This is a genomic window from Streptomyces candidus, from assembly GCF_014207445.1.
GTDB classification, from domain to species: Bacteria; Actinomycetota; Actinomycetes; order Streptomycetales; family Streptomycetaceae; genus Streptomyces; species Streptomyces candidus.
The window spans coordinates 566958-590650 of the sequence record NZ_JACHEM010000003.1; the positions used below are offsets into that span (position 1 = coordinate 566958).

Annotated in this window: 18 protein-coding genes; all 18 read left to right on the top strand. The window is 69.9% G+C overall.

Annotated elements, in window-relative coordinates; all coding sequences use genetic code 11:
• Positions 1–128 precede the first annotated feature (128 nt).
• The 18 genes from HNQ79_RS08580 (at position 129) to HNQ79_RS08665 (ending at position 23580) form a co-directional block, all read left to right on the top strand.
• Positions 129–2522, top strand: coding sequence for an ABC transporter family substrate-binding protein (locus tag HNQ79_RS08580; RefSeq protein ID WP_185028617.1), 2394 nt, complete (start codon positions 129–131; stop codon positions 2520–2522).
• 313 nt (positions 2523–2835) lie between these two features.
• On the top strand, positions 2836–4707 hold the full coding sequence (gene typA / locus HNQ79_RS08585) for a translational GTPase TypA (protein WP_185028619.1): 1872 nt from the start codon (positions 2836–2838) through the stop codon (positions 4705–4707).
• A gap of 487 nt (positions 4708–5194) precedes the next feature.
• Positions 5195–6823 (top strand): peptide ABC transporter substrate-binding protein, encoded by a 1629-nt coding sequence (locus tag HNQ79_RS08590; RefSeq protein ID WP_185028621.1) that lies wholly within the window; start codon positions 5195–5197, stop codon positions 6821–6823.
• Positions 6824–6943: 120 nt separating this feature from the next.
• Positions 6944–7873, top strand: a complete 930-nt coding sequence (locus HNQ79_RS08595; RefSeq protein ID WP_185028623.1) for an ABC transporter permease — start codon at positions 6944–6946, stop codon at positions 7871–7873.
• The gene (locus HNQ79_RS08600) at positions 7866–8804 is read left to right on the top strand and encodes an ABC transporter permease (RefSeq protein ID WP_185028625.1); all 939 of its coding nucleotides are present in this window, start codon (positions 7866–7868) and stop codon (positions 8802–8804) included. Before HNQ79_RS08595 ends, HNQ79_RS08600 begins: the two co-directional genes overlap by 8 nt.
• A gap of 11 nt (positions 8805–8815) precedes the next feature.
• Positions 8816–9877, top strand: coding sequence for an ABC transporter ATP-binding protein (locus HNQ79_RS08605; RefSeq protein ID WP_185028627.1), 1062 nt, complete (start codon positions 8816–8818; stop codon positions 9875–9877).
• On the top strand, positions 9870–11021 hold the full coding sequence (locus HNQ79_RS08610) for an ABC transporter ATP-binding protein (RefSeq protein WP_185028630.1): 1152 nt from the start codon (positions 9870–9872) through the stop codon (positions 11019–11021). Before HNQ79_RS08605 ends, HNQ79_RS08610 begins: the two co-directional genes overlap by 8 nt.
• 119 nt (positions 11022–11140) lie before the next feature.
• Positions 11141–11722, top strand: a complete 582-nt coding sequence (locus tag HNQ79_RS08615; RefSeq protein WP_185028632.1) for a GNAT family N-acetyltransferase — start codon at positions 11141–11143, stop codon at positions 11720–11722.
• 131 nt (positions 11723–11853) lie between these two features.
• Positions 11854–13482 carry a peptide ABC transporter substrate-binding protein gene (locus tag HNQ79_RS08620; protein WP_185028634.1) on the top strand — a complete coding sequence of 543 codons (1629 nt, stop codon included), beginning with the start codon at positions 11854–11856 and terminating at the stop codon, positions 13480–13482.
• 49 nt (positions 13483–13531) lie between these two features.
• Positions 13532–14455, top strand: a complete 924-nt coding sequence (locus HNQ79_RS08625) for an ABC transporter permease (protein ID WP_185028636.1) — start codon at positions 13532–13534, stop codon at positions 14453–14455.
• Positions 14448–15452, top strand: a complete 1005-nt coding sequence (locus tag HNQ79_RS08630) for an ABC transporter permease (protein ID WP_185028638.1) — start codon at positions 14448–14450, stop codon at positions 15450–15452. Before HNQ79_RS08625 ends, HNQ79_RS08630 begins: the two co-directional genes overlap by 8 nt.
• Before the next feature lie 14 nt (positions 15453–15466).
• Positions 15467–16441, top strand: coding sequence for an ABC transporter ATP-binding protein (locus HNQ79_RS08635; RefSeq protein WP_185028640.1), 975 nt, complete (start codon positions 15467–15469; stop codon positions 16439–16441).
• Entirely contained in the window at positions 16434–17564 is a 1131-nt protein-coding gene (locus HNQ79_RS08640) for an ABC transporter ATP-binding protein (protein ID WP_185028642.1), read from the top strand. The genes HNQ79_RS08635 and HNQ79_RS08640 overlap by 8 nt, the downstream gene beginning before the upstream one ends.
• Positions 17565–17896: 332 nt before the next feature.
• Complete coding sequence (locus tag HNQ79_RS08645) at positions 17897–18973, top strand: hypothetical protein (protein WP_185028644.1); 1077 nt, start codon at positions 17897–17899, stop codon at positions 18971–18973.
• 525 nt (positions 18974–19498) lie between these two features.
• Complete coding sequence (locus tag HNQ79_RS08650) at positions 19499–19693, top strand: hypothetical protein (RefSeq protein WP_185028646.1); 195 nt, start codon at positions 19499–19501, stop codon at positions 19691–19693.
• Between the two features lie 156 nt (positions 19694–19849).
• Positions 19850–20749, top strand: a complete 900-nt coding sequence (mshB, locus tag HNQ79_RS08655) for an N-acetyl-1-D-myo-inositol-2-amino-2-deoxy-alpha-D-glucopyranoside deacetylase (RefSeq protein ID WP_185028648.1) — start codon at positions 19850–19852, stop codon at positions 20747–20749.
• Positions 20749–21126 (top strand): DUF6113 family protein, encoded by a 378-nt coding sequence (locus HNQ79_RS08660; RefSeq protein WP_185028650.1) that lies wholly within the window; start codon positions 20749–20751, stop codon positions 21124–21126. The genes mshB and HNQ79_RS08660 overlap by 1 nt, the downstream gene beginning before the upstream one ends.
• A gap of 195 nt (positions 21127–21321) precedes the next feature.
• Positions 21322–23580, top strand: coding sequence for a hypothetical protein (locus HNQ79_RS08665; RefSeq protein ID WP_185028651.1), 2259 nt, complete (start codon positions 21322–21324; stop codon positions 23578–23580).
• Positions 23581–23693: the final 113 nt, after the last annotated feature.

Genomic DNA, 23693 nt, shown 5'->3' on the forward strand with positions numbered 1-23693 from the left:
CCGCCCGCGCGAGGTCCCTTTCAGTGGGCCAGCAGCACGAACAAATGTGATCAGCTCATAACCCACCGAACGCGAATGCAACGGCCCATTCCGCAAGGAATGGACCGGGTCAGCCTGGAGGTCCAGCCATGTCCGACGTCGGCTTCCCCAGCGGGCGCCCCAGCCGCCGGTTCAGTCCCCGGAGGTCCTCGCGCGCCCGCCGCGGGCTCGCGCTCCTCACCAGCGGTGTGCTCGCGCTCCCCGCACTGGCCGCGTGCGGCGGATCCGAGGACGAGGAGGCGACGGGAGGGGTGACGGCGGTTTCGGCGGACCTCGCCGCGGCCCAGCGCGAGCAGGTCGCCGACGGGGGCACCCTGGACTGGGCCGTCGACTCGATGCCGCCCACCTACAACGCCTTCCAGGCCGACGCCGACGCCACCACCGCGCGCGTCGCGGGCGCGGTGCTGCCGTCCCTGTTCGTGCTCGACGAGGCGGGCAGGCCGCAGCGCAACCCGGACTTCCTGGAAGACGCCTCGATCATCGAGCGCGAACCCAAGCAGGTCGTCCTCTACAAGATCAACCAGCAGGCGGTGTGGAGCGACGGCCGGGAGATCGGGGCAGCCGACTTCGTCGCCCAGTGGCGGGCGCTGCGCGGCGAGGACTCGGCGTTCTGGACCGCGCGCAACGCGGGCTACGAGCGCATCGAGAAGATCGAGAAGGGCGCCGACAACCTTGAGGTGAAGGTCACCTACGCCAAGCCGTACGCCGACTGGCGTTCCCTGTTCACCCCGCTGTACCCGAAGGCCGTGATGGGCACCCCCAACGCCTTCAACGACGGCTCGCGCGCCGGCCTCAAGCAGACCGCGGGCCCCTTCCGCCCGGCGAACCCCGACCGCGAGGACGGCTCCGTGGTCCTGGAACGCAACCCGCGTTGGTGGGGGAAGCCCGCGAAGCTCGACAAACTGGTACTGCGCGAGGTCCCCCGCGACAAGCGCGCCTCCGCGCTCGCCGCGGGCCGCCTCGACATCGCCGAGATCGACCCGAGCGCCCTGGAACGCATCGAGCGCGCGGCCAAGGAGGGCGGCAAGGCCCGCCTGACCCACGGTCCCGGCTCCTCCACCACGCCCGCCCAGGCGCTCCGCTCCTGGGCGCGGGCGCACGGCGCCGTCGACGAGGAGGAGGCCGAGGCCGAACAGGAGGTTCGCGCGAAGGCCCGTACGGCCCGCCGGCAGTACGAGGACGAGCAGCGCGCCCTGCGCGGTTTCACCGTACGGAAGTCCCTGGAGCCCGCGTACACCCAGCTCGCCCTGAACGGCGCCTCCGGTCCGCTCGCCGACGAGCGGGTGCGCCGCGCCGTGGCCCGTGCGCTGAACCGCCAGGAGATCGCCGAGACCGTCCTGAAACCGCTCGGACTGCCCGCCGCCGCGCTCGGCAGTCACCTCGCCCTCGCCGGGCAGGACTCGTACGCCGACGGCAGCGACGCACTCGGCAGCCAGGACACCGGCGCCGCGCAGACCCTGCTCGCCGAGGCGGGCTGGACCCGGGACGGGGCCGCCCGCACGGCGGACGCCGGCCGCGCGGGCAGCCGTTCCGACGAGCAGAAGAAGAAGCCGGAGCAGGCGAAGAAGGACGGCGACGCGGCGTCCGACGACGGGATGTACATCGTCGGGGACGACGGGAAGAGCGGCGAGGACACGGGCAGGGACGCAGACGGGAAGAGCGGCGACGGGAAGAGCGGCGACGACCCCTTCCGCGTCCGGTCCGGGACCTACGTCCTGGCCCCGGCGCCCGGACGCCGCGACACCCTCGCCGCCCCGCAGTGGCAACGCGCCCCGTACGCGGAGGACGACCGCACCGACAGCAAGACCGAGGCACAGGAGAAGAAGGGCGGGATGGCCGGCGCCTACGCCCCGCGCGGCACGGCGGCCCCCCGCGCCGCCGGAGAGGGCGACGCGGCGGCCGGCTCCGCGAAGGCGCCCCTCCTCGTCGGCAAGAACGGCAAACCGCTGTCGCTGCGCTTCGTACTGCCCGCCGACCCCGGCTCGGCGGCGCTGCGCACCGTGGGCGCCCGGATCTCGCGGATGCTGGAGACCATCGGCGTACGCACCGAGATCACCAAGGTGGAGGACGCGAGCTACTTCAAGGACCACATCGCCTCCGGCGACTTCGACCTGGCGCTCTACTCCTGGCCGGGCACCGCCTACCCCGCGACCGACGGGCGGCCGATCTTCGCCAAGCCCGAGCCCGCCGCGGACGGCTCGCTGCTCGTCGAGCAGAACTACACCCGGGTCGGCACCGACCACATCGACCAGCTCTTCGACCAGGCCGCCGCCGAGCTCGACGAGGAGGCGGCCCGCGAGCTGGTCAGGAAGGCCGACCAGCGGATCTGGGCGGCGGCGGGGTCCATTCCGCTCTACCAGCGTCCCGAGCTGGTCGCCGTCAGGCCGAACCTCGTGAACGCGGGCGCCTTCGGGTTCTCCTCGCCCCGCTACCAGGACATCGGATTCAAGAAGCCCGATTCGGCCAAAGATGCGCGCAAGTAACCGCAAATAGGGGCGGAGTTGCAGGTCAGCATGCGTCTCGGGATCTGAGAATCAGCTCAGTTTCGGCTCAATTTCCTTGCCCGCCGGGATTCCGGCGGGCAAGGTCGTCACTGACTCCTTGACCCGGAACCCAGCCTCCCCCCCCAGCTCGCGGGACCCCCACCCCACCCCCGCGGTACCCCCTCACGATCGGCCCGGGAAGCCCGTCCCGCGACAGCCCCGTACCATGGGGTAAGCCGTGGCGCGTCCGCCCGGTGGGCGTACGAGGAACGAGACGCCGCATCCCCCGATCGAGAGAAGCGTTAAGCCACCTATGCCCACGCGCCACGACATCCGTAACGTTGCCATCGTCGCCCACGTCGACCACGGCAAGACCACCCTGGTCGACGCCATGCTCAAGCAGGCCGGCGCCTTCGCCGCGCACGCCGCTGAGTCGCTCGACGACCGCATGATGGACAGCAACGACCTGGAGCGTGAGAAGGGCATCACGATCCTGGCCAAGAACACCGCGGTGAAGTACCACCCGAAGGATGGCGGCGACGTCATCACGATCAACATCATCGACACCCCCGGTCACGCCGACTTCGGTGGTGAGGTCGAGCGCGGCCTGTCGATGGTCGACGCGGTCGTCCTGCTGGTCGACGCGTCCGAGGGCCCGCTGCCGCAGACCCGCTTCGTGCTGCGCAAGGCGCTGGCCGCGAAGATGCCGGTCATCCTCTGCATCAACAAGACGGACCGCCCGGACTCCCGGATCGCCGAGGTCGTCGACGAGACGTACGACCTGTTCCTGGACCTGGACGCGGACGAGGACCAGATCGAGTTCCCGATCGTCTACGCCTGCGCGCGTGACGGCGTCGCCTCGCTGACCAAGCCGGAGGACGGCACCGTCCCGCCGGACAGCGAGAACCTGGAGCCGTTCTTCACCACGATCCTCCAGCACGTCCCGGCACCCGAGTACGACGAGGCCGCCCCGCTTCAGGCGCACGTCACCAACCTCGACGCCGACAACTTCCTCGGCCGCATCGCGCTCTGCCGCGTGGAGCAGGGCGAGCTGCGCAAGGGCCAGACCGTGGCCTGGATCAAGCGCGACGGCACGATGTCCAACGTCCGCATCACCGAGCTGATGATGACCGAGGCCCTCACCCGCAAGCCCGCCGAGGTGGCCGGCCCGGGCGACATCTGCGCCATCGCCGGTATCCCGGACATCATGATCGGCGAGACCCTGGCCGACCCCGAGAACCCGATCGCGCTGCCGCTGATCACGGTCGACGAGCCGGCGATCTCGATGACCATCGGTGCCAACACCTCGCCGCTGGTCGGCAAGGGCGGCAAGGGCCACAAGGTCACCGCGCGCCAGATCAAGGACCGTCTCGACCGCGAGCTGGTCGGCAACGTCTCGCTGCGCGTCCTGGACACCGAGCGCCCCGACGCCTGGGAGGTGCAGGGCCGCGGTGAGCTGGCGCTGGCCATCCTGGTCGAGCAGATGCGCCGCGAGGGCTTCGAGCTGACCGTCGGCAAGCCCGAGGTGGTCACCAAGGAGATCGACGGCAAGAAGCACGAGCCGATCGAGCGCATGACGATCGACTCGCCGGAGGAGCACCTCGGCGCCATCACGCAGCTCATGGCGACCCGCAAGGGCCGCATGGAGACCATGACGAACCACGGCTCCGGCTGGGTCCGCATGGAGTGGATCGTCCCGTCCCGCGGCCTCATCGGCTTCCGTACGGAGTTCCTCACGCAGACCCGCGGCACCGGCATCGCGCACTCCATCTTCGAGGGCCACGAGCCGTGGTTCGGCGACCTGCGCACCCGTCACAACGGCTCGCTGGTCGCCGACCGCGCGGGCTCGGTCACGCCGTTCGCGATGGTCAACCTCCAGGAGCGCGGTGTCATCTTCACCGAGGCCGGCACCGAGGTGTACGAGGGCATGATCATCGGTGAGAACTCGCGGGCCGACGACATGGACGTGAACATCACCAAGGAGAAGAAGCTCACCAACATGCGTGCGGCTTCCGCGGACACCACGGAGAACGTGGTTCCGGCCCGCAAGCTCTCCCTGGAGCAGTCCCTGGAGTTCTGCCGCGAGGACGAGTGCATCGAGGTGACCCCGGAGACCGTGCGTATCCGCAAGGTCGTCCTGGACGCCAAGGAGCGCGGCCGCACCGCCTCGCGCGCCAAGCGCTAAGCGTCCCGCGCGCCACGCGCAGCCGCCGAGCACCGGCCGTCACAGGCCGACCGCTTCGCCCGCCATGCACGGAGGGCCCGGTACCCCGAGGGGTGCCGGGCCCTCCGTACGCCCGGACGGGCTCACGTCGACGATCCGCGCCGTCGGTCAAGTCGTTTTCATGACCCGAGTGTCCGGATATCGGTCCACACTCTCCGGAAGTTGCGTTAACAGTCCGTTTCGGGGGTGTCTGTCTACGCTCGCTTTGTCCGTATTTCGGGCACTCGGTGGTAAGTGATGTTGTCAAAACGAGACCCGTTAAGTGTGGTTTACGGTCCGGGCGTACTTAATAGTTGGCTCCATTGAGCTCGGGTCAATGGGTCACGCGCTGTGGGGAGCGCCGACTCACGAGCACACTCGGGGTGCGGGAACCTTCGTCGTCAGGGGTGTCGGCGAGATCCTCCTGTACCCCCTCTTAAGTGATCAGTGGACTCATGAGGAGGAACCCATGCGCGGTGCAAAGAGTGCCAAGTGGGTTGCAGGTGCCATAGTCGTCGCTCTCTCGGCAACGGCCTGCGGCGGTTCGGACGGCGGCGGTGACACGGGCTCGACCGGCAAGGACAAGTCCAAGCCCGCCGGTTACATCTCCATGGACCTGACGGAGCCGCAGAAGCCGCTCAACCCGGGTGACACGAACGAGTCCCAGGGCGCGTACGTCATCCGCTCGGTGTTCACGCAGCTCCTGACGTTCGACGAGGCCGGCAAGATCGTCTACACGAACGCCGAGTCCGTGAAGTCGGACGACAGCAAGACGTGGACCGTCAAGCTCAAGAAGGGCTGGAAGTTCCACAACGGCGAGGCGGTCACCGCCGAGTCGTACGTCAACGCCTGGAACTGGTACGCCGCTGCCAAGAACAAGGTGCAGAACGCGCCCTGGTTCTCGGACATCAAGGGCTTCAAGTCGGTCAACCCGGGCGAGGGCAAGACGGCCACCTCCGAGAAGATGGAGGGCCTGAAGGTCGTCGACGAGACGACGTTCACGATCGAGCTGGAGAAGCCGGTCCCGTACTTCGAGTACAAGATCGGTTACTCGACCTTCGCGCCGCTGCCCAAGGTCTTCTACAACGACCCGAAGGGCTTCGCCCAGAAGCCGATCGGCAACGGTCCCTACATCTTCGAGAAGTGGGACCACAAGAAGCTCATCCAGGTCAAGGCCAACCCGGACTACCAGGGTCCGAACAAGGCCAAGAACAAGGGCATCCAGTTCAAGAACTACTCGACCGTCGAGGCCGCGTACCAGGACCTGCTGTCCGGCAAGTTGGACATCATCAGGCAGGTCGGCCCCAAGGACCTCCCGAAGTACCACCAGGACCTCGGTGACCGGGTGGTCGACAAGGAGTTCGCGGGCGTCCAGACGCTGGTGCCGGCCTTCTACAGCAAGACCTTCAAGGGCATCGACCCGAAGGTCATCCAGGGTCTGTCCATGGCGATCAACCGTGACCAGATCACCAAGACGGTGCTCAACAACACCCGTACCCCGCTGAAGGGCTTCACGCCGAAGGGCGTCGAGGGCTACCAGGAGCTGGACACGGACGTCTTCACGTTCAACCCGACGAAGGCCAAGCAGCTCGTCAAGGACAACGGCGGCGTCCCCGGCAACAAGATGTGGATCCAGTACAACGCCGACGGCGGCCACAAGGAGTGGGTCACGGCCGTCTGCGAGTCGATCCGCAACGCGACCGGAGTCGACTGCATCGGCGACCCGAAGCCGGACTTCCAGACCGACCTGGAGGCCCGCGACGCCGACAAGGTCAAGAGCGCCTACCGCGGTGGCTGGATCGCGGACTACCCGCTGAACGTCAACTTCCTGCGCGAGCTGTACGACAGCAACGCCGAGTCGAACAATGGCCGCTTCAAGGACAAGGCCGTCGACGAGGCCTTCCGCAAGGGTGACAACGCCAAGACCCTGGAAGAGTCCATCAAGCTGTACCAGGACGCCGAGAAGATGCTCGTCGAGAAGATGCCGGCGATCCCGCTGTGGCAGTACCGCACCAACGGCGGTCACTCCAAGGAAGTCGCGAACGTCGACCTCGACTTCCACGGTGAGTACGTCCTGACCGACGTCACCACCAAGTAGCCCCCAGCCTGCGGGCCACCCTCACTCGGCCATTACCCGCCACCGCATCTGGCGGCAGGCCCAGGGGCCGCTCCCGACCGGGAGCGGCCCCTGGGCCGCAGTATTCACACGGAGGCACACATGGGGCGCTATGTCGCGAGGCGACTGCTCCAGATGATCCCGGTCTTCCTCGGGTCGACCTTGCTGGTCTTCTGCATGATGTACGCGCTGCCCGGTGACCCCGTGCGCGCCCTCGCAGGCGAACAGACCGTCGACCCGGCGCAGATCGCCGCGTTGAAGAAGGACCTCGGGCTCGATCTTCCGCTCTGGCACCAGTACTGGAACTATCTGGTGAACCTCTTCCAGGGCGACTTCGGCACCCAGATCGCCAGTGGGCGGCCGGTGGCCGAGATCATCTCGGAGGCGTTCCCGATCACGATCAGGCTCGCCCTGTTCGCCTTCACGTTCGTCGTGGTGGCCGGCATCTCGATCGGCATCTTCGCCGGTCTCAAAGCCGACACCCTCCGGGACCGCGGGCTGCTCATCCTGACGCTGCTCCTGATCTCGGTCCCCTCCTTCGTGCTGGGCCTCGTCGCCCAGTCGTTCTTCGCCCACCAGTTGGGCTGGGTCGACCCCAACGTCAGTGACGCCGCCCCCTGGGGCGAACTCATCCTCCCGGCGACGGTCCTGGCCTCCCTCTCCCTGGCCTACGTGGCGAGGCTGACCCGTACCTCGGTCGCGGAGAACCTGCGCTCGGACTACATGCGCACCGCGGTCGCCAAGGGTCTGCCCAAGCGCCGCATCATCGGCGTCCACCTGATGCGCAACTCGCTCATCCCCGTGGTCACCTTCCTCGGCACCGACCTGGGTGCCCTGCTCGGCGGCGCCGTCGTCACCGAGGGCATCTTCAACGTCAAGGGCGTCGGTTACACCGTCTTCGGCGCGCTCAAGAGCCGTGAAGGCTCCACCGTGGTCGGCATCGTGACCCTCATCGTGGTCATCTACCTTGTCGCCAGCCTGCTCGTCGACCTGCTCTACGCGGTCCTGGACCCGAGGATCCGTTATGCCTGAGGCACTCACCGTCAAGGACGAGAAGGCCACCGAGCCGACGGCCGCGGCCCCCGCGCCCGAGAAGGCCGCCAAGCCGCGCAGCCTCTGGTCCGACGCCTGGCACGACCTGCGCCGCAACCCGCTGTTCGTGGCCTCCGCGGTCCTCATCGCGCTGCTGCTGACGATGGCCTTCTTCCCGGGCCTGTTCACCAGCGCGGACCCCCGCTACGCGAACCTGGACTACTACCTCCAGAAGCCCAAGTGGGGCAACGTCTTCGACAAGGACTGGCTCGGCTACGACGTCCAGGGCCGCTCGATCTACGCGCGTGTCATCTACGGCGCCCGTGCCTCGATCGCCGTGGCCGTCGCGGTCACCGCCATCGTGACGCTCCTGGGCACCGTGGTCGGCATGCTGGCCGGCTACTTCGGCGGCTGGATCGACACCCTGCTCTCCCGGATCACGGACATCTTCTTCGGCGTCCCGTTCATCCTGGGCGCCATGGTCGTCCTCACCTCCTTCGAGGTGCGTGCGCTGTACGTGGTGATCCTGGCCCTCGCGTTCCTCGGCTGGACCCAGATCGCCCGTGTGGCCCGGGGTTCCGTACTCACCATCAAGAACGCGGACTACGTGCAGGCGGCGAAGGCGCTCGGCGCCTCCACCCCGCGCATCCTGCTCAAGCACATCGTGCCCAACGCCATCGCCCCGGTGATCGTCGTCGCCACGATCGCGCTCGGCGGCTACATCTCGGCCGAGGCCACCCTGTCCTTCCTGGGCATCGGCCTCGCGGAGCCCACCGTGTCGTGGGGCGTCGACATCTCCTCGGGTCAGGAGCAGCTGCGCAATCAGCCCTCCATCCTCATGATCCCGTCGTTCATGGTGTCGGTCACCGTCCTCGCGTTCATCATGCTCGGCGATGCGGTACGCAACGCCCTCGACCCCAAGCTGCGCTGAGGGAGGCGTACATGACCATCATCGACACAACAGCGGATGCTCCCGCCCCCAAGGGCCCCGCCGACGACGGCAGCGGACCGCTGCTCGACGTCCGCGACCTGCACGTGGAGTTCAAGACCCGCGACGGCATCGTCAAGGCCGTCAACGGCGTCAACTACAACGTCAGCGCAGGCGAGACCCTCGCCGTCCTCGGCGAGTCCGGGTCCGGCAAGTCCGTCACCGCGCAGGCCATCATGGGCATCCTCGACATGCCGCCCGGCCGGATCCCGCAGGGTGAGATCCTCTTCCGCGGCCAGGACATGCTCAAGATGAGCTACGAGGAGCGCAGGAAGATCCGCGGCCGGAAGATCGCGATGATCTTCCAGGACGCGCTGTCCTCGCTGAACCCGGTGCTCTCCGTGGGCTACCAGCTCGGCGAGATGTTCCGCGTCCACCAGGGCCTGTCCAAGAAGGACGCCAAGGCCAAGGCCATCGACCTGATGGACCGGGTGCGCATCCCCGCCGCCAAGGAGCGGGTCAACGACTACCCGCACATGTTCTCCGGCGGCATGCGCCAGCGCATCATGATCGCGATGGCGCTCGCCCTGGAGCCCGACCTGATCATCGCGGACGAGCCGACCACCGCGCTCGACGTGACCGTCCAGGCCCAGGTCATGGACCTCCTCGCGGAGCTCCAGACCGAATACAACATGGGGCTGATCCTGATCACCCACGACCTCGGCGTGGTCGCCGACGTCGCGGACAAGATCGCGGTCATGTACGCGGGCCGGATCGTGGAGACCGCTCCGGTGCACGAGCTCTACAGCCGCCCGGCGCACCCGTACACCCGGGGACTGCTGGACTCGATCCCGCGCCTGGACCAGAAGGGCCAGGAGCTGTACGCGATCAAGGGTCTGCCGCCCAACCTGACCCGCATTCCGCCCGGCTGTGCGTTCAACCCGCGCTGCCCCAAGGCGCAGGACATCTGCCGTACGGACATCCCCGCCCTGGTGCAGGTCACCGAGCGGGACGGCAGCGCACTGCCCGGCCGCGGCAGCGCGTGCCACTTCTGGAAGGAGCAGATCCATGGCTGAGTTCAAGAAGTCCGGCGAGGCCGTGGCCGACGCGACTCCCCGCACGACCGGTGTCGACAAGGTCGACGCGGCCACCGAGACGGCCGCCGTCGCGGCGGTCGAGAAGCCGGCCGGGCGCGGGGAGCCGATCCTCCAGGTCCGCAACCTGGTCAAGCACTTCCCGTTGACCCAGGGCATCCTCTTCAAGAAGCAGGTTGGCGCGGTCAAGGCCGTCGACGGCATCTCCTTCGACCTGTACCAGGGCGAGACCCTGGGCATCGTCGGCGAGTCCGGCTGTGGGAAGTCCACCGTCGCCAAGCTGCTGATGACCCTGGAGACGGCCACGGCGGGCGAGGTCTTCTTCAAGGGCCAGGACATCACCAAGCTGTCCGGCAGGGCGCTCAAGGCGGTCCGCCGCAACATCCAGATGGTCTTCCAGGACCCGTACACCTCACTGAACCCGCGCATGACGGTCGGCGACATCATCGGCGAGACCTTCGAGATCCACCCCGAGGTGGCTCCCAAGGGGGAACGCCGGCGCAAGGTGCAGGACCTCCTGGACGTCGTCGGGCTCAACCCGGAGTACATCAACCGCTACCCGCACCAGTTCTCCGGCGGTCAGCGCCAGCGCATCGGCATCGCCCGCGGCCTGGCCCTGAACCCCGAGATCATCATCTGCGACGAGCCGGTGTCCGCCCTGGACGTGTCCGTCCAGGCACAGGTCATCAACCTGATGGAGAAGCTCCAGGACGAGTTCAACCTGTCCTACCTCTTCATCGCGCACGACCTGTCCATCGTCCGGCACATCTCCGACCGGGTCGGCGTGATGTACCTCGGCAAGATGGCGGAGATCGGCACCGACGAGCAGATCTACGACCACCCGACGCACCCCTACACTCAGGCGCTGCTGTCCGCGGTGCCGGTGCCGGACCCGTCCGCCCGCGAGGGCCGCGAGCGCATCATCCTCACCGGCGACGTCCCCTCGCCGGCCAACCCGCCGTCGGGCTGCCGCTTCCGCACCCGCTGCTGGAAGGCCGAGGCCAAGTGCGCCGAGGAGGTGCCGCTGCTGGCGGTGCCCGAGCGGTTCAAGGGCCAGGACACCCCGGCCGCCCACGAGTCGGCGTGCCACTTCGCCGAGGAGAAGGACGTGGTGGGCGCGGTCTGACCGCGCGCCCCGCGCCTCCCCGCCGCCCCCGCTCCGAGTCCCTCGGGCCGGGGGCGGCGTCGTGTTCCCGTACGGTCGTATCCCTGCCGCCGTCTCCCCGCGTACGAAGAGGAGCCCTCGTGAGCGACGACGCGAACCGGCCGCCGCTGCCCCGCACCGAGCCCACCGGCTCCGGGCTGCGGTTGCGGATATGGACGCCGCAGGACCTGGACCCGGTTCTGCGGGGGATGAACGATGCCGCCGTGCGACGCTGGAACGCGTCCCTGCGCGAGCCGCTGGACGAGGCGGGGGCGCGGGCGTACCTGCGGTCCCGTGCCGAGGGGTGGGACCGCGGCGACGAGGCCCATTTCTGCGTCGAGGACGCCGGCACCGGCGAGGCCCTGGGCGGAGTGGGCCTGCACAAGATCGACCCCCGGCGGGGGACCGGCGGCATCGGGTACTGGGTGCTGCCCGCGGCGCGGGGCAGGGGGGTGGCCACCCGGGCGGTGGAGCTGTGCACCCGCTGGGCCTTCGAGGAGGCAGGTCTCTACCGGGTCCAGCTCGACCACGTGGTGCAGAACGAGGCGTCGTGCCGGGTCGCCGTGCGTGCGGGCTACCTGCCGGAGGGCGTCGCGCGGGGCGCGCTGCCTGCGGTCGAGCCGGACGGTCACTACGACGTGCACGTGCACGCCCGGCTGGCGACCGACCCGGCGCCCCGGTGAGGCGGGCGGGCAGGGTGCGGGGCGAAGTGGCGTAATGCCGGACCGCAGATGGGTGCGGTGAAGATGCAACTGTGTCCTATCTGGGGTGGTATGAGGCCTTAAGTCGTCTTTGGGACTCTAGGAGGCACTCCATGCGCGGAGCCAGGCACGCCAAGTGGGCCGCAGTCGCGACAGCCGTCGCTCTCGCCGCCACCGCATGCGGCGGCGGAGGAAGCGGCGGCGGCAGCGGTGACGCGGGCGTGCTGAGCGCGTCGTGGGGTGACCCGCAGAACCCGCTGGAACCCGCCAACACCAACGAGGTGCAGGGCGGCAAGGTCCTGGAGATGATCTTCCGCGGCCTCAAGCGTTACAACCCGAAGACCGGCGCGGCCGAGGACATGCTCGCCGAGAAGATCGACACCACCGACTCGCAGAACTTCACCGTCACCCTCAAGGACGGCTGGACGTTCAGCAACGGCGAGAAGGTCACCGCCAAGTCCTTCGTGGACGCCTGGAACTACGGCGCACACGTCAAGAACAAGCAGAAGAACGCCCCCTTCTTCGCCTACATCGAGGGCTACGACAAGGTCCACCCCGAAGAGGGCCAGGCCACCGCCGACACCATGTCCGGCCTGGTCGTCAAGGACGACAAGACCTTCACCGTGAAGCTCACGCAGAAGTTCTCCACCTGGCCCGAGACCCTCGGCTACGCCGCGTTCGCCCCGCTGCCGAAGGTGTTCTTCGACGACCACGACGCGTTCCTGAAGACGCCTGTCGGCAACGGCCCGTACACCGTGAAGTCGTACGACAAGGGCTCGGCGATGAGCCTGCGCAAGTGGGCCGACTACCCGGGCGACGACAAGGCGCAGAACGAGGGCGTGGACCTCAAGGTCTACACCGACTACGGCACCGCCTACACCGACCTGACGGCCGGCAACCTCGACCTGCTGGACGACGTGCCCGCCGCCCAGCTCAAGAACGTCAAGAACGACGTCGGCGGCCGCTACCTCAACACCCCGGCCGGCATCATCCAGACGCTCGCCTTCCCCTTCTACGACGCCGACTGGAACAAGCCCGGCTCGGAGAAGGTGCGCAAGGGCCTGTCCATGGCCATCAACCGCGATCTGATCACCGACACGATCTTCGAGAAGACCCGCACCCCCGCCACCGACTGGACCTCCCCGGTGCTCGGCGAGGCGGGCGGCTACCAGGCCGGACTGTGCGGGGCGGCCTGCAAGTACAACGCGGCCGAGGCCAAGAAGCTGGTCGCCGAAGGCGGCGGCATCCCCGGCGGCCAGATGAAGATCTCGTACAACGCGGACACCGGCTCCCACAAGGAGTGGGTCGAAGCGGTCTGCAACAGCATCAACAAGGCGCTGGGCGACAACAAGGCCTGCGTCGGCAACCCCGTCGGCACCTTCGCCGACTACCGCAACCAGGTCACCCAGCAGAAGCTGGACGGCCCGTTCCGGGCGGGCTGGCAGATGGACTACCCGCTGATCCAGAACTTCCTGGAGCCGCTGTACGCGACGGGCGCCTCCTCCAACGACGGCAAGTGGTCCAACAAGGAGTTCGACCGCCTGCTGAAGGAGGCCAACGCGGAGCCCGACACCACGAAGGCCACCGCGAAGTTCCAGGAGGCCGAGAAGGTCGTCGCCGAGGAGATGGCCGCCATCCCGCTCTGGTACCAGAACGGCTCCGCCGCCTACTCCGAGCGCACCTCGAACGTGGCGCTGAACCCGTTCAGCATCCCGGTCTACAACGAGGTCAAGGTCGGCTGACGCCCGCCCAGGCCCAGTCGACCCGTCACGACGACCACGGGAGCCCTTCATGGGACGTTATGTGATCCGGCGTCTGCTCCAGATGATCCCGGTCTTCTTCGGCGCCACGCTGCTGATCTTCCTGATGGTCAACGTCATGGGCGACCCCGTCTCGGGGCTGTGCGGCGACCGCACCTGCGACCCGGCGACCACCGCACAGCTCAAGGCGGACTTCGGCCTCGACAAGCCGGTCTGGCAGCAATACCTGACCTACATGGGAAACCTGTTCACCGGCGACTTCGGCAAGGCCTTCAACGGCCAGCAGGTCACCGAACTGATGGGCACCGCCTTCCCCGTCACCGCCCGCCTCACCCTGGTGGCGATCGTCTTCGAGATCGTCCTGGGCATCAGCCTCGGCGTCCTCACCGGGCTCCGCCGGGGCCGCCCCGTCGACAGCGGGGTCCTGATCCTCACCCTCGTCGTCATCTCCGTCCCCACCTTCGTCACCGGTCTGCTGCTCCAGCTGCTGCTCGGCGTGAAGTGGGGACTCATCAAGCCGGCCGTCTCCCCGGCCGCCACGGTCGACGAACTCCTCGTCCCCGGACTCGTGCTGGCGTCCGTCTCGCTGGCATACGTCACCCGCCTCACCCGCACCTCGGTCGCCGAGAACGCCCGCGCCGACTACGTGCGCACCGCCGTCGCCAAGGGGCTGCCGCGCCGCCGGATCATCACCCGGCACCTGCTGCGCAACTCGCTGATCCCCGTCGTCACCTTCATCGGTACCGACATCGGCGCCCTGATGGGCGGCGCGATCGTCACCGAGCGCATCTTCAACATCCACGGCGTCGGCTACCAGCTCTACCAGGGCATCGTCCGGCAGAGCTCGCAGACCGTCGTCGGCTTCGTGACCGTCCTGGTGCTGGTCTTCCTGGTGGCGAACCTGATCGTCGACCTCTTGTACGCCGTTCTCGACCCGAGGATCCGGTATGCCTGAGCCCACGACCCCGCAGAACCCGCAGGGGCGCAATCCCCACGACGAGGGCGCGATCTCCGCGCTCGGCGGCTCCGGCGGAGCCATGGATCTCGCGGTCGCCGAGGGCGCGAGCCTGGAGAAGCCGCCGAAGCCCGGCCGGAGCGGCGGCGACCGGGCCCGCAGCCTGTGGTCCGACGCCTGGCACGACCTGCGCCGCAACCCGGTCTTCCTGGTGTCCGGACTGATCATCGCGTTCCTGGTGTTCATCTCGCTGTGGCCGTCGGCGATCGCGTCCGGCGACCCGCTCGCCTGCGACCTCGCCAAGGCCCAGCAGGGCTCCCAGCCCGGCCACCCCTTCGGCTTCAACGGGCAGGGCTGCGACGTCTACACGCGCACGGTCTACGGGGCCAGGGCCTCGGTCACCGTCGGCGTCTGCGCCACCCTCGGGGTCGCCCTGCTCGGCAGCCTCCTCGGCGGGCTCGCGGGCTTCTTCGGCGGGTGGTTCGACTCGCTGCTCTCCCGCATCACAGACGTCTTCTTCGCGATCCCCGTCGTCCTCGGCGGTCTGGTCTTCCTGTCCGTGGTCCCCGGCACCACCGTGTGGCCCGTCATCACCTTCATCGTTCTCCTCGGCTGGCCGCAGATCGCCCGTATCGCCCGCGGCTCCGTCATCACCGCCAAACAGAACGACTACGTGCAGGCGGCCCGTGCGCTCGGCGCGGGCAACTCCCGGATGCTGCTGCGGCACATCACCCCGAACGCCATCGCCCCGGTCATCGTCGTCGCCACCATCGCGCTCGGCACGTACATCGCGCTGGAGGCGACCCTGTCGTATCTCGGCGTCGGCCTGAAGGCCCCCACCGTCTCCTGGGGCATCGACATCTCCTCCGCCTCGGGTTACGTCCGCAACGCGCCCCACATGCTGCTGTGGCCGGCCGGTGCGCTCGCCCTCACGGTGCTCGCGTTCATCATGCTCGGCGACGCGGTGCGCGACGCCCTCGACCCCAAGCTGCGATAGAGGGTGCTGCTGACATGCTGCTCGAAGTACGCGACCTGCACGTGGAGTTCAAAACCCGGGACGGCATCGCCAAAGCCGTCAACGGAGTCAACTACAGCGTCGACGAGGGCGAGACGCTCGCCGTGCTCGGCGAGTCCGGATCCGGCAAGTCCGTCACCGCCCAGGCCGTCATGGGCATTCTCGACATGCCGCCCGGCCGCATCCCCCGGGGCGAGATCCTCTTCGAGGGCCAGGACGTCCTGAAACTCAAGGAGGACCGGCGGCGGAAGATCCGCGGCGCGGGCATGGCCATGATCTTCCAGGACGCGCTGTCCTCCCTGAACCCGGTCCTCTCCGTCGGCGAGCAGCTCGGCGAGATGTTCGTCGTCCACCGCGGCATGTCGAAGAAGGACTCCCGGGCGAAGGCCGTCGAACTGATGGAGCGGGTACGCATCCCCGCCGCGAAGGAACGGGTCGGCCAGTACCCGCACCAGTTCTCCGGCGGCATGCGCCAGCGCATCATGATCGCGATGGCGCTCGCGCTGGAACCGAAGCTGATCATCGCGGACGAGCCGACCACCGCGCTCGACGTGACCGTCCAGGCCCAGGTCATGGACCTGCTCGCGGAACTCCAGCGCGAACTGCACATGGGCCTCATCCTCATCACCCACGACCTGGGCGTGGTCGCCGACGTCGCGGACAAGATCGCCGTCATGTACGCGGGCCGCATCGTGGAGACCGCCCCGGTCCACGACATCTACCGCAACCCCGCCCACCCGTACACCAAGGGCCTGCTGGAGTCGATCCCGCGCCTGGACCAGAAGGGCCAGGAGCTGTACGCGATCAAGGGCCTGCCGCCCAACCTCCTGAACATCCCGCCGGGCTGCGCCTTCAACCCGCGCTGCCCGAGGGCCCAGGACGTCTGCCGCACCCATGTGCCGCCGCTGTACGACGTGGCCGCGGGCCGTCAGAGCGCCTGCCACTTCTGGAAGGAGACGCTCGATGGCTGAGATCATCCGAACCTCCCCCCACGCGCGGGCGGAGCACGAGGAGGCGGGCGCCACCGAGGCCGGGGCGTGGGCCGTTCCGGTTGACCCCGCGACCGGCGGCGGCGAGACCATCCTGGAAGTCCGTGACCTGGTCAAGCACTACCCCCTCACGCAGGGCATCATGCGCAGGAAGCAGGTCGGCGCGGTCAAGGCCGTCGACGGCGTCTCCTTCGACCTCGGCGCGGGGGAGACGCTCGGCATCGTCGGGGAGTCCGGCTGCGGCAAGTCGACCGTCGCCAAGATGCTCGTCCAGCTGGAACAGCCCACCGCGGGCGCCATCCGCTACAAGGGCGAGGACATCACCAAGCTGTCCGGCAGGGCGCTCAAGGCGGTCCGCCGCAACATCCAGATGGTCTTCCAGGACCCGTACACCTCGCTGAACCCGCGCATGACGGTCGGCGACATCATCGGCGAGCCGTACGAGATCCACCCGGAGGTCGCACCCAAGGGCAGCCGCCGGCGCAAGGTGCAGGACCTCCTGGACGTCGTCGGGCTCAACCCCGAGTACATCAACCGCTACCCGCACCAGTTCTCCGGCGGTCAGCGCCAGCGCATCGGCATCGCCCGCGGCCTGGCCCTCAACCCCGAGATCATCGTCGCCGACGAACCCGTCTCCGCCCTCGACGTGTCCGTCCAGGCCCAGGTCATCAACCTGCTCGACGGCCTCCAGCAGGAGTTCAACCTCTCGTACCTCTTCATCGCGCACGACCTGTCCATCGTCCGGCACATCTCCGACCGGGTCGGCGTGATGTATCTGGGCCGCATCGTCGAGATCGGCACCGACACCGAGATCTACGAACACCCCACCCACCCCTACACGCAGGCGCTGCTGTCCGCCGTCCCCGTCCCGGACCCCACGGCGCGCGAGCACCGCGAGCGGATCATTCTCACCGGCGACGTTCCCTCGCCCGCCAACCCGCCCTCGGGCTGCCGGTTCCGCACCCGCTGCTGGAAGGCGCAGGAGAGGTGTGCGCAGGAGGTGCCGCTGCTCGCGGTGCCGAGCGTCTTCCGGGGCGTGGACACCCCGGCGGCGCACGACTCGGCATGCCACTTCGCCGAGGAGAAGGCGGTCGTACCGCACTGAAGCGGCGGGGATACGGGCGGGCGCCCGCAACAAAACGGTGAGGGGGCGGGCGCCCGCCCGCACCCGACAGCGGGGTACGGGCGGGCGACGGCGCTCCGAGCGGGGCTCTGTACGCGGACCTGTAACAGCGGGGCAACCGGGCCGACCCGCCGCCGATATACGTACGCGCGAAGCTGGACCGCGTGCGGCCGTGCGGGTGCCGTGGACCGGCCGGGGCGAAGCAATGCGCTCCGGCCGGTCGCCCCCCGCCCGTCGCACCACGTCCCCCCGGGGCGGTGCGGCCGAACCTGGTCCTCTTGTTCAACTCCCGTACCACGGGGGAGCATTCACCCATGGGACCGACGGGTCAGCCTCAGTCACTCGCGCGCGGCGCGCGCTTCACAGGCAGCGGGGTGTGCCTGCTGCTCGCCGCCCTCACCGCGCTCTGGGTCGTCCGCGACCTCCGTCTCGTCGACGACCCGGCCCGGCTGTGGTGGGCCTGGGCGGGCAGCGGCCCGGAACGCTTCCTGACCGCGAGCACGCTCTATGACCTCATCCTGCTCTGCGTGTACGTCGTCGTCGCACTCGTCGTCCCGCGCTCGCCGGTGGCCGCCCAGGCCCTCGCCGTCACCGCGTTCGTCACGCTGGCCGTGCGCGCGCCCCTTCTGTGGGTCGAGGGATTTGCCGAGGTGTATCCGCACGGTCTGCGGATGCGGGCGATGGTCAGCACCTTCGTGGCGCTGGGGCTGGCCGCCGTCCTGCTGATCGTGGTCGCGGCGGGCCGCCGTCCGGTGCGCGACCCGGGGCGTGCCCCCACCCGGCCCGGCCGGGGCGCCCGCCTCACCGGTTTCCTTCTGCTCGGCCCGGCCGGGGCGTCGGCGGCGGCGTGGGAGATCCACTGGTTCCGCCAGAACCCCGGCTCCTCCTCCCTCTACGCGGAACGCTTCACCGGCAGCGGGGGAGCGCTCCAACTCCTGGGCATGCCCGCCGGATGGCTCTCCCTCCTCCTCACGGCCGTCTGCCTGACGGCCGCCGTGGGGGCGCTCGCGGGTGCCGTGCACTCGCGGCCGCTGGGGCTGGTGGCGGCGGTCCTCGTCGGGGCGGGCGGGGCGGCGGGGGTGTCGGTGGCGGTCCGCGCCGAACTCTTCGCCGCGTTCGGCCGGTTGGACGCCGTCGAGCAGCTCATGGTCGGGTGGTGGGCGTTCGGGCTGGTGGCGGGGGTGGTCCTGGTCCTCGTGCTGGGGCGTCGCGGGATCCCGGCGGGCGGGCCGCCGAGGCTGGCGCCGAACGTCTACGACGGGTACGGGGGCGGGGACGGCGCAGGGGGGTACGGGGGCGGCGAGGGCCGCGGGGGCGGGTACGGGGGGTCGGAGCCGGCGGCGGGGGCCTTCGGGCCGCCGCCGCCGGCTTCGCGTCCGCCGGGGTGGTAGGGGCGGGGGGCCAGCGGGTGTGGGGGCTGGGGCGGGTGGCCCGTTGCGGATGTACGGCTGGGGCGGGTGTAGGGGGCGTACGTCGGGTGGGCGGGGCGAATGGCGGGTGGGCGGGGCGTAGGGCGGGGGTGCACCTCCGCTGGGGGCCGCCCCCTTGCCCGCCCGTTCCGCCCCCGGGGGCGGCCCCGCCGCCCATGGGGACGGCTGGCGGGTGGCCCTGCCGTCCAAGGGGACGACCGGCGGGTGACCTAGCCGCCCAGGGGGTTGCGGGGGCTATGGGGGGGGCTCGTAGGGGTGGGCTGGTGGGCCGGGGTGCTTCAACTGCCTTGTGCGTACCGGCGAAATTCGGCCAAGATTCTCAACTGGCCGCCCCCGTGCGCCCCTCGTGCTGCTGTGCACCGATCAATGCGTGGATGCGGATAGTTATGATCCGTAGCGCTAGGTGGGTATAGACCCGCTGGTACCCGTAGTGCTGCCCGTACCCAACCCGTCGTTCCGACCGTACTCAAGTGGAGGTGAACCGCCGTGGCACTCTCGATTTCGGCGGTGGTGCTGCTGGCGATCGTCGTCTTCCTGCTGGTCCGGAAATCCGGACTGAAGGCCGGACACGCGGTGGTCTGCATGCTGCTCGGGTTCTATCTCGCCAGCTCGTCCTTCGCGCCCACGATCAAGGACGTCACCACGAACGTGGCCGGCGTACTGGGCGGCTTCCACTTCTGACGGAGCGGAACGACCGCGGAGCGCGCGAGGCGGGCGGGGGCCGCTGTGGGGCACAGGGGCAGCCGCGAGGCAGGTGGGGAGGGCGCGAGGCAGGTGGGGAGGGCGCGGGAGGGTGCGCAACGGCCCGTTCGCGCCCCCACCTCGTACGCTGTCCCCATGACCTCGCTCCCCGCCCGCCGCCTGCTCCTGGTCCACGCCCATCCCGACGACGAGTCGATCAACAACGGCGCGACCATGGCCAAGTACGCCGCCGAGGGCGTGCAGGTCACCCTGGTGACCTGCACCCTGGGCGAGGAGGGCGAGATCATCCCGCCCGCCCTCGCCCACCTCGCGGCGGACCGGGAGGACACCCTCGGCCCGCACCGGGCCGCCGAACTGGCCGCCGCCATGAAGGAGCTGGGCGTCGCCGACCACCGTTTCCTGGGCGGGCAGGGCCGGTTCCGTGACTCCGGCATGATGGGCGCCCCGCAGAACCACCGCGAGGACGCCTTCTGGCACGCCGAGGTCGACGCGGCCGCCTCGTACCTCGTCACCGTGCTCCGCGAAGTGCGCCCCCAGGTCCTGATCACCTACGACCCGGACGGCGGTTACGGCCACCCCGACCACATCCAGGCGCACCGCGTCGCGATGCGCGCCGCCGAACTCGCCGCCGAGCCCACCTACCGGCCGGATTTCGGTCTTCCGCACGCCGTCGAGAAGGTGTATTGGAACCGCGTCCCCCGTCCTGTCGCCGACGAGGCCTTCGCACACCTGCGCGCCGAGGACCCCGGATTCCCGGGCATCGCGTCGGTCGACGACGTCCCCGGCGTGGTGGACGAGGAGCACATCACCACGGAGATCGACGGCAGCGCGTACGCCGGTGCCAAGACCGCCGCGATGCGCGCGCACGCCACCCAGATCAGCGTCCACGAACCCTGGTTCCTGCTCTCCAACGAGCTGGCCCAGCCGGTCTTCGCCACCGAGTACTACGAGCGGGTGCTGCCGCCCCGTACCGAGGAGGAGGCCGACGAGGACATCCGCGAGAGCGACCTCTTCGAGGGGATCGAGGACGCGTGATGAGCGACATCGACTGGAAGCGCGCCCCGCTGTACCTGCTGCTCTTCGTCGTCGGCGCCCTCACCGGGCTGGCTGGTTCCCTCGTCTCCGCCGCACTCGTCCCGGCCGGTCTGCTGCTCGGCCTGCTCGGCGCCGGGGCCCTCTTCTACGGCGGTACGTACGCGCTCGGCACCCGAAGCGGCGCGCTGGCACCCGGGATCGGCTGGGTCGCCACCGTCATGCTGGGCGCGTCCGGCCGCACGGAAGGGGACATTCTGATCGGCGGCGGCACGGTGGCGAGCGTCTTCCTGCTGGGCGGCATCGCACTGGCTATGATCTGCGCCACCCTGCCGAGGCTGTCGCCCACGGGCCTTCCCGCCGCCAGGACCGACAGGTGATTGCGCCGGAAATCCACCCGTGAATCCCTTTGTGTGTCCGTGACGTCTGCCACGCCCGGCAGTTGTGGGAGAGGTGCCCTTCCCACGGCCGAGGGGGTGCGCGTCGGCCGCGGCCAGTATGGTGGTGCGCGCCGCCGAGCCGCCCGCAGCACAGGTTAAGAGAACGGGCGGTGGAGCCAACCGGGAGAACCTGCCTTGAGTCGTGAAACTGACAGTTCGTCCTCCGGCGCGCAAGGGCGCGGTGGAACCGCGTACCCCTCGGGAACGCCGCCGTACGGATCCAGCAGCCCGTACGCCTCGCTGCCCCCGGACGGCCGGGACGGCGCCGGCGCGGAGGCCGACGACGAGCCCACCGCGGCCGTGGAGTCCGACGAGCCCAGAACCGAGACGACGCTGACGACCCGCATCCGGATCAACATCCCCGGATCGCGGCCGATTCCGCCGGTCGTCATGCGTAAACCGATGAACGGTGCGGACGCCGAGGCCGACGGGGCGCCGGGCGAGGGGCCGACCACCGGTGAGACGGTGTGGCCGCCGTCCGAACCGCTGTCCAACGCGCCCTCCGCCGTGGCCGCGGGCTCCGCTGCCCGCTCCGCGTCCTCGGCACGTCCGGCGCCCTCCGCGAGGTCCGGCGCCTCCGGGGCGCCGTCGAGCGGGTCCGGACATCCGCCGCTGCCGACGCGTGTCCAGGGGGCGACCGTGCGGGACAACCTGGGCGACGGAGCGACTGGTTCCGCCTCCGGTTCCGCTTCCGGACCGGTACCGGGCGCCGGGTCGGCCGCGGGCTCCGGCTCCGGCGAGGAGACCGCCACCAGCGACTGGTTCGCGCCGCGCAAGGCACCCGTCACCCCCCCGCCCCCGCCCGCCGCGCAGTCCGGCACACCCGGCGCGGGAGAGCCGGGAGGCAGCCGGGACGACCTGCCGTTCTTCACGGACGGCTCGGGAGTCGCCGACGCCGTGGGCACCGGAGCCAACGGCCCGCACGGCCCCACCGGCGCAGCCGCCCCCACCGGGCCGACGGCGGGCCCCGCCCTGGGCAGCGGCACGCTCGGCCCGATGGCGCCCGGCACATCTTCCCCGTCCTCCGCCCAGGGTTCCGGTTCGGGCCCGTGGCGCGAGGTGAAGCCCGGCCGGGCAGGCGGCGGTTCGCCGTACGGTACGGAGCCTCCGCGCCCGATGGCCGGGGCGAACGGTGCGGTCGGCACGACCGACGACACCGCCGTCCTCACCCCGCAGACCGACCCCCGCGACGACCTGCCGGGCGCGGGCCCCGGCGCCCCCGCCCCCGGGCCCGTGGCGGGGCCGATGACGCCGCCCGGCTACGTCTCGGGCGACACCCTGACCAGTGGTGTGCCGGTCGTACAGCCGGAGGGGCCGCGCACGCCGTTCCCCGGCGGGCCCGACCTCACGCCCCGGCTGCCGGGCCCGCCGGGCGCCGCCGACTTCGGCCACCCCGAGCCCGTACGGAACGAGCCCGCCCCCGCGCCGAAGCCCGCCGCGCCTGCCAAGAAGGGCCGCTCCAAGCTGGTCCTGCTGGCCGTGGCCGCGATCGTCGCCGCAGGCGGTGTGTACGGCGCCGGGCTGCTGCTCAACCACTCGGACGTGCCGAAGGGGACCACGGTCCTCGGCGTCGACATCGGCGGCGGCACCAAGGACGAAGCAGTCGTCAAGCTCGACGCTGCCCTCGGCAAGCGGGCCGTCCTGCCGCTGCAGCTCTCCGTCGACGGCAAGCAGACGGAACTGGCCCCCGCCAACGCGGGACTGACCCTGGACAGCCAGGAGACGGTGCGCGGCGCGTCCGGCAGCGACTACAACCCGGTGTCCGTGGTGGGCTCCCTCTTCGGCGGCGAGCGGGTCGCCGAGCCGGTCATCCCGGTCGACGAGGAGAAGCTGACCGTCGCGCTGACCTCGCTCGCCGGCACGTCGGGCACCGCGTCCGACGGGACCATCGCCTTCGAGCCCGGCAAGGCCGTCGCCGTACCCGGCAGGACGGGCAAGGCGCTTGACGTCAAGGCGTCGATGGCGAAGGTGCAGGAGGCCTACCGGGCGCAGGTCGCGAGCGGAAAGGCAGTGCCGATCCAGCTGCCGGTCGTCGCCAAGGAGCCGACGATCAGCAAGGCCGAACTCGACCGGGCGATGAACGAGTTCGCGAAGCCGGCCATGTCGGACGTGATCACGATCCAGGCGGGCGGCAAGTCGATCCCGTTCGGCCCGGCGAAGTCGCTGCCGAAGATCCTCTCCATGAAGCCGAGCGGTGGAAAGCTGGTCCCGCAGTACGACCTGGCCGCGCTGAAGGAGCTGTGCGACGGAGCCTTCGACAGCGTCATGATCACCAGGGCGGACGGGACGAAGAGCCCCGTCACCATGGAGGACGTCCGCGAAGCGATGAGCAAGGCGCTCGTCGGCACGACGCAGACCGAGCGGACCCGGACGATCCCCCTCAAGGAGTCCTGAGGGGCGGGACAGTCACCGGCCGGCCCTCCGAGGGCCGGCCGGGGAGCACCACGGCCCCGCGCCCGTTCGTCGGCGCACCACGGCCCCGCGCCCGTTCGTCGGCGCACCGCCGA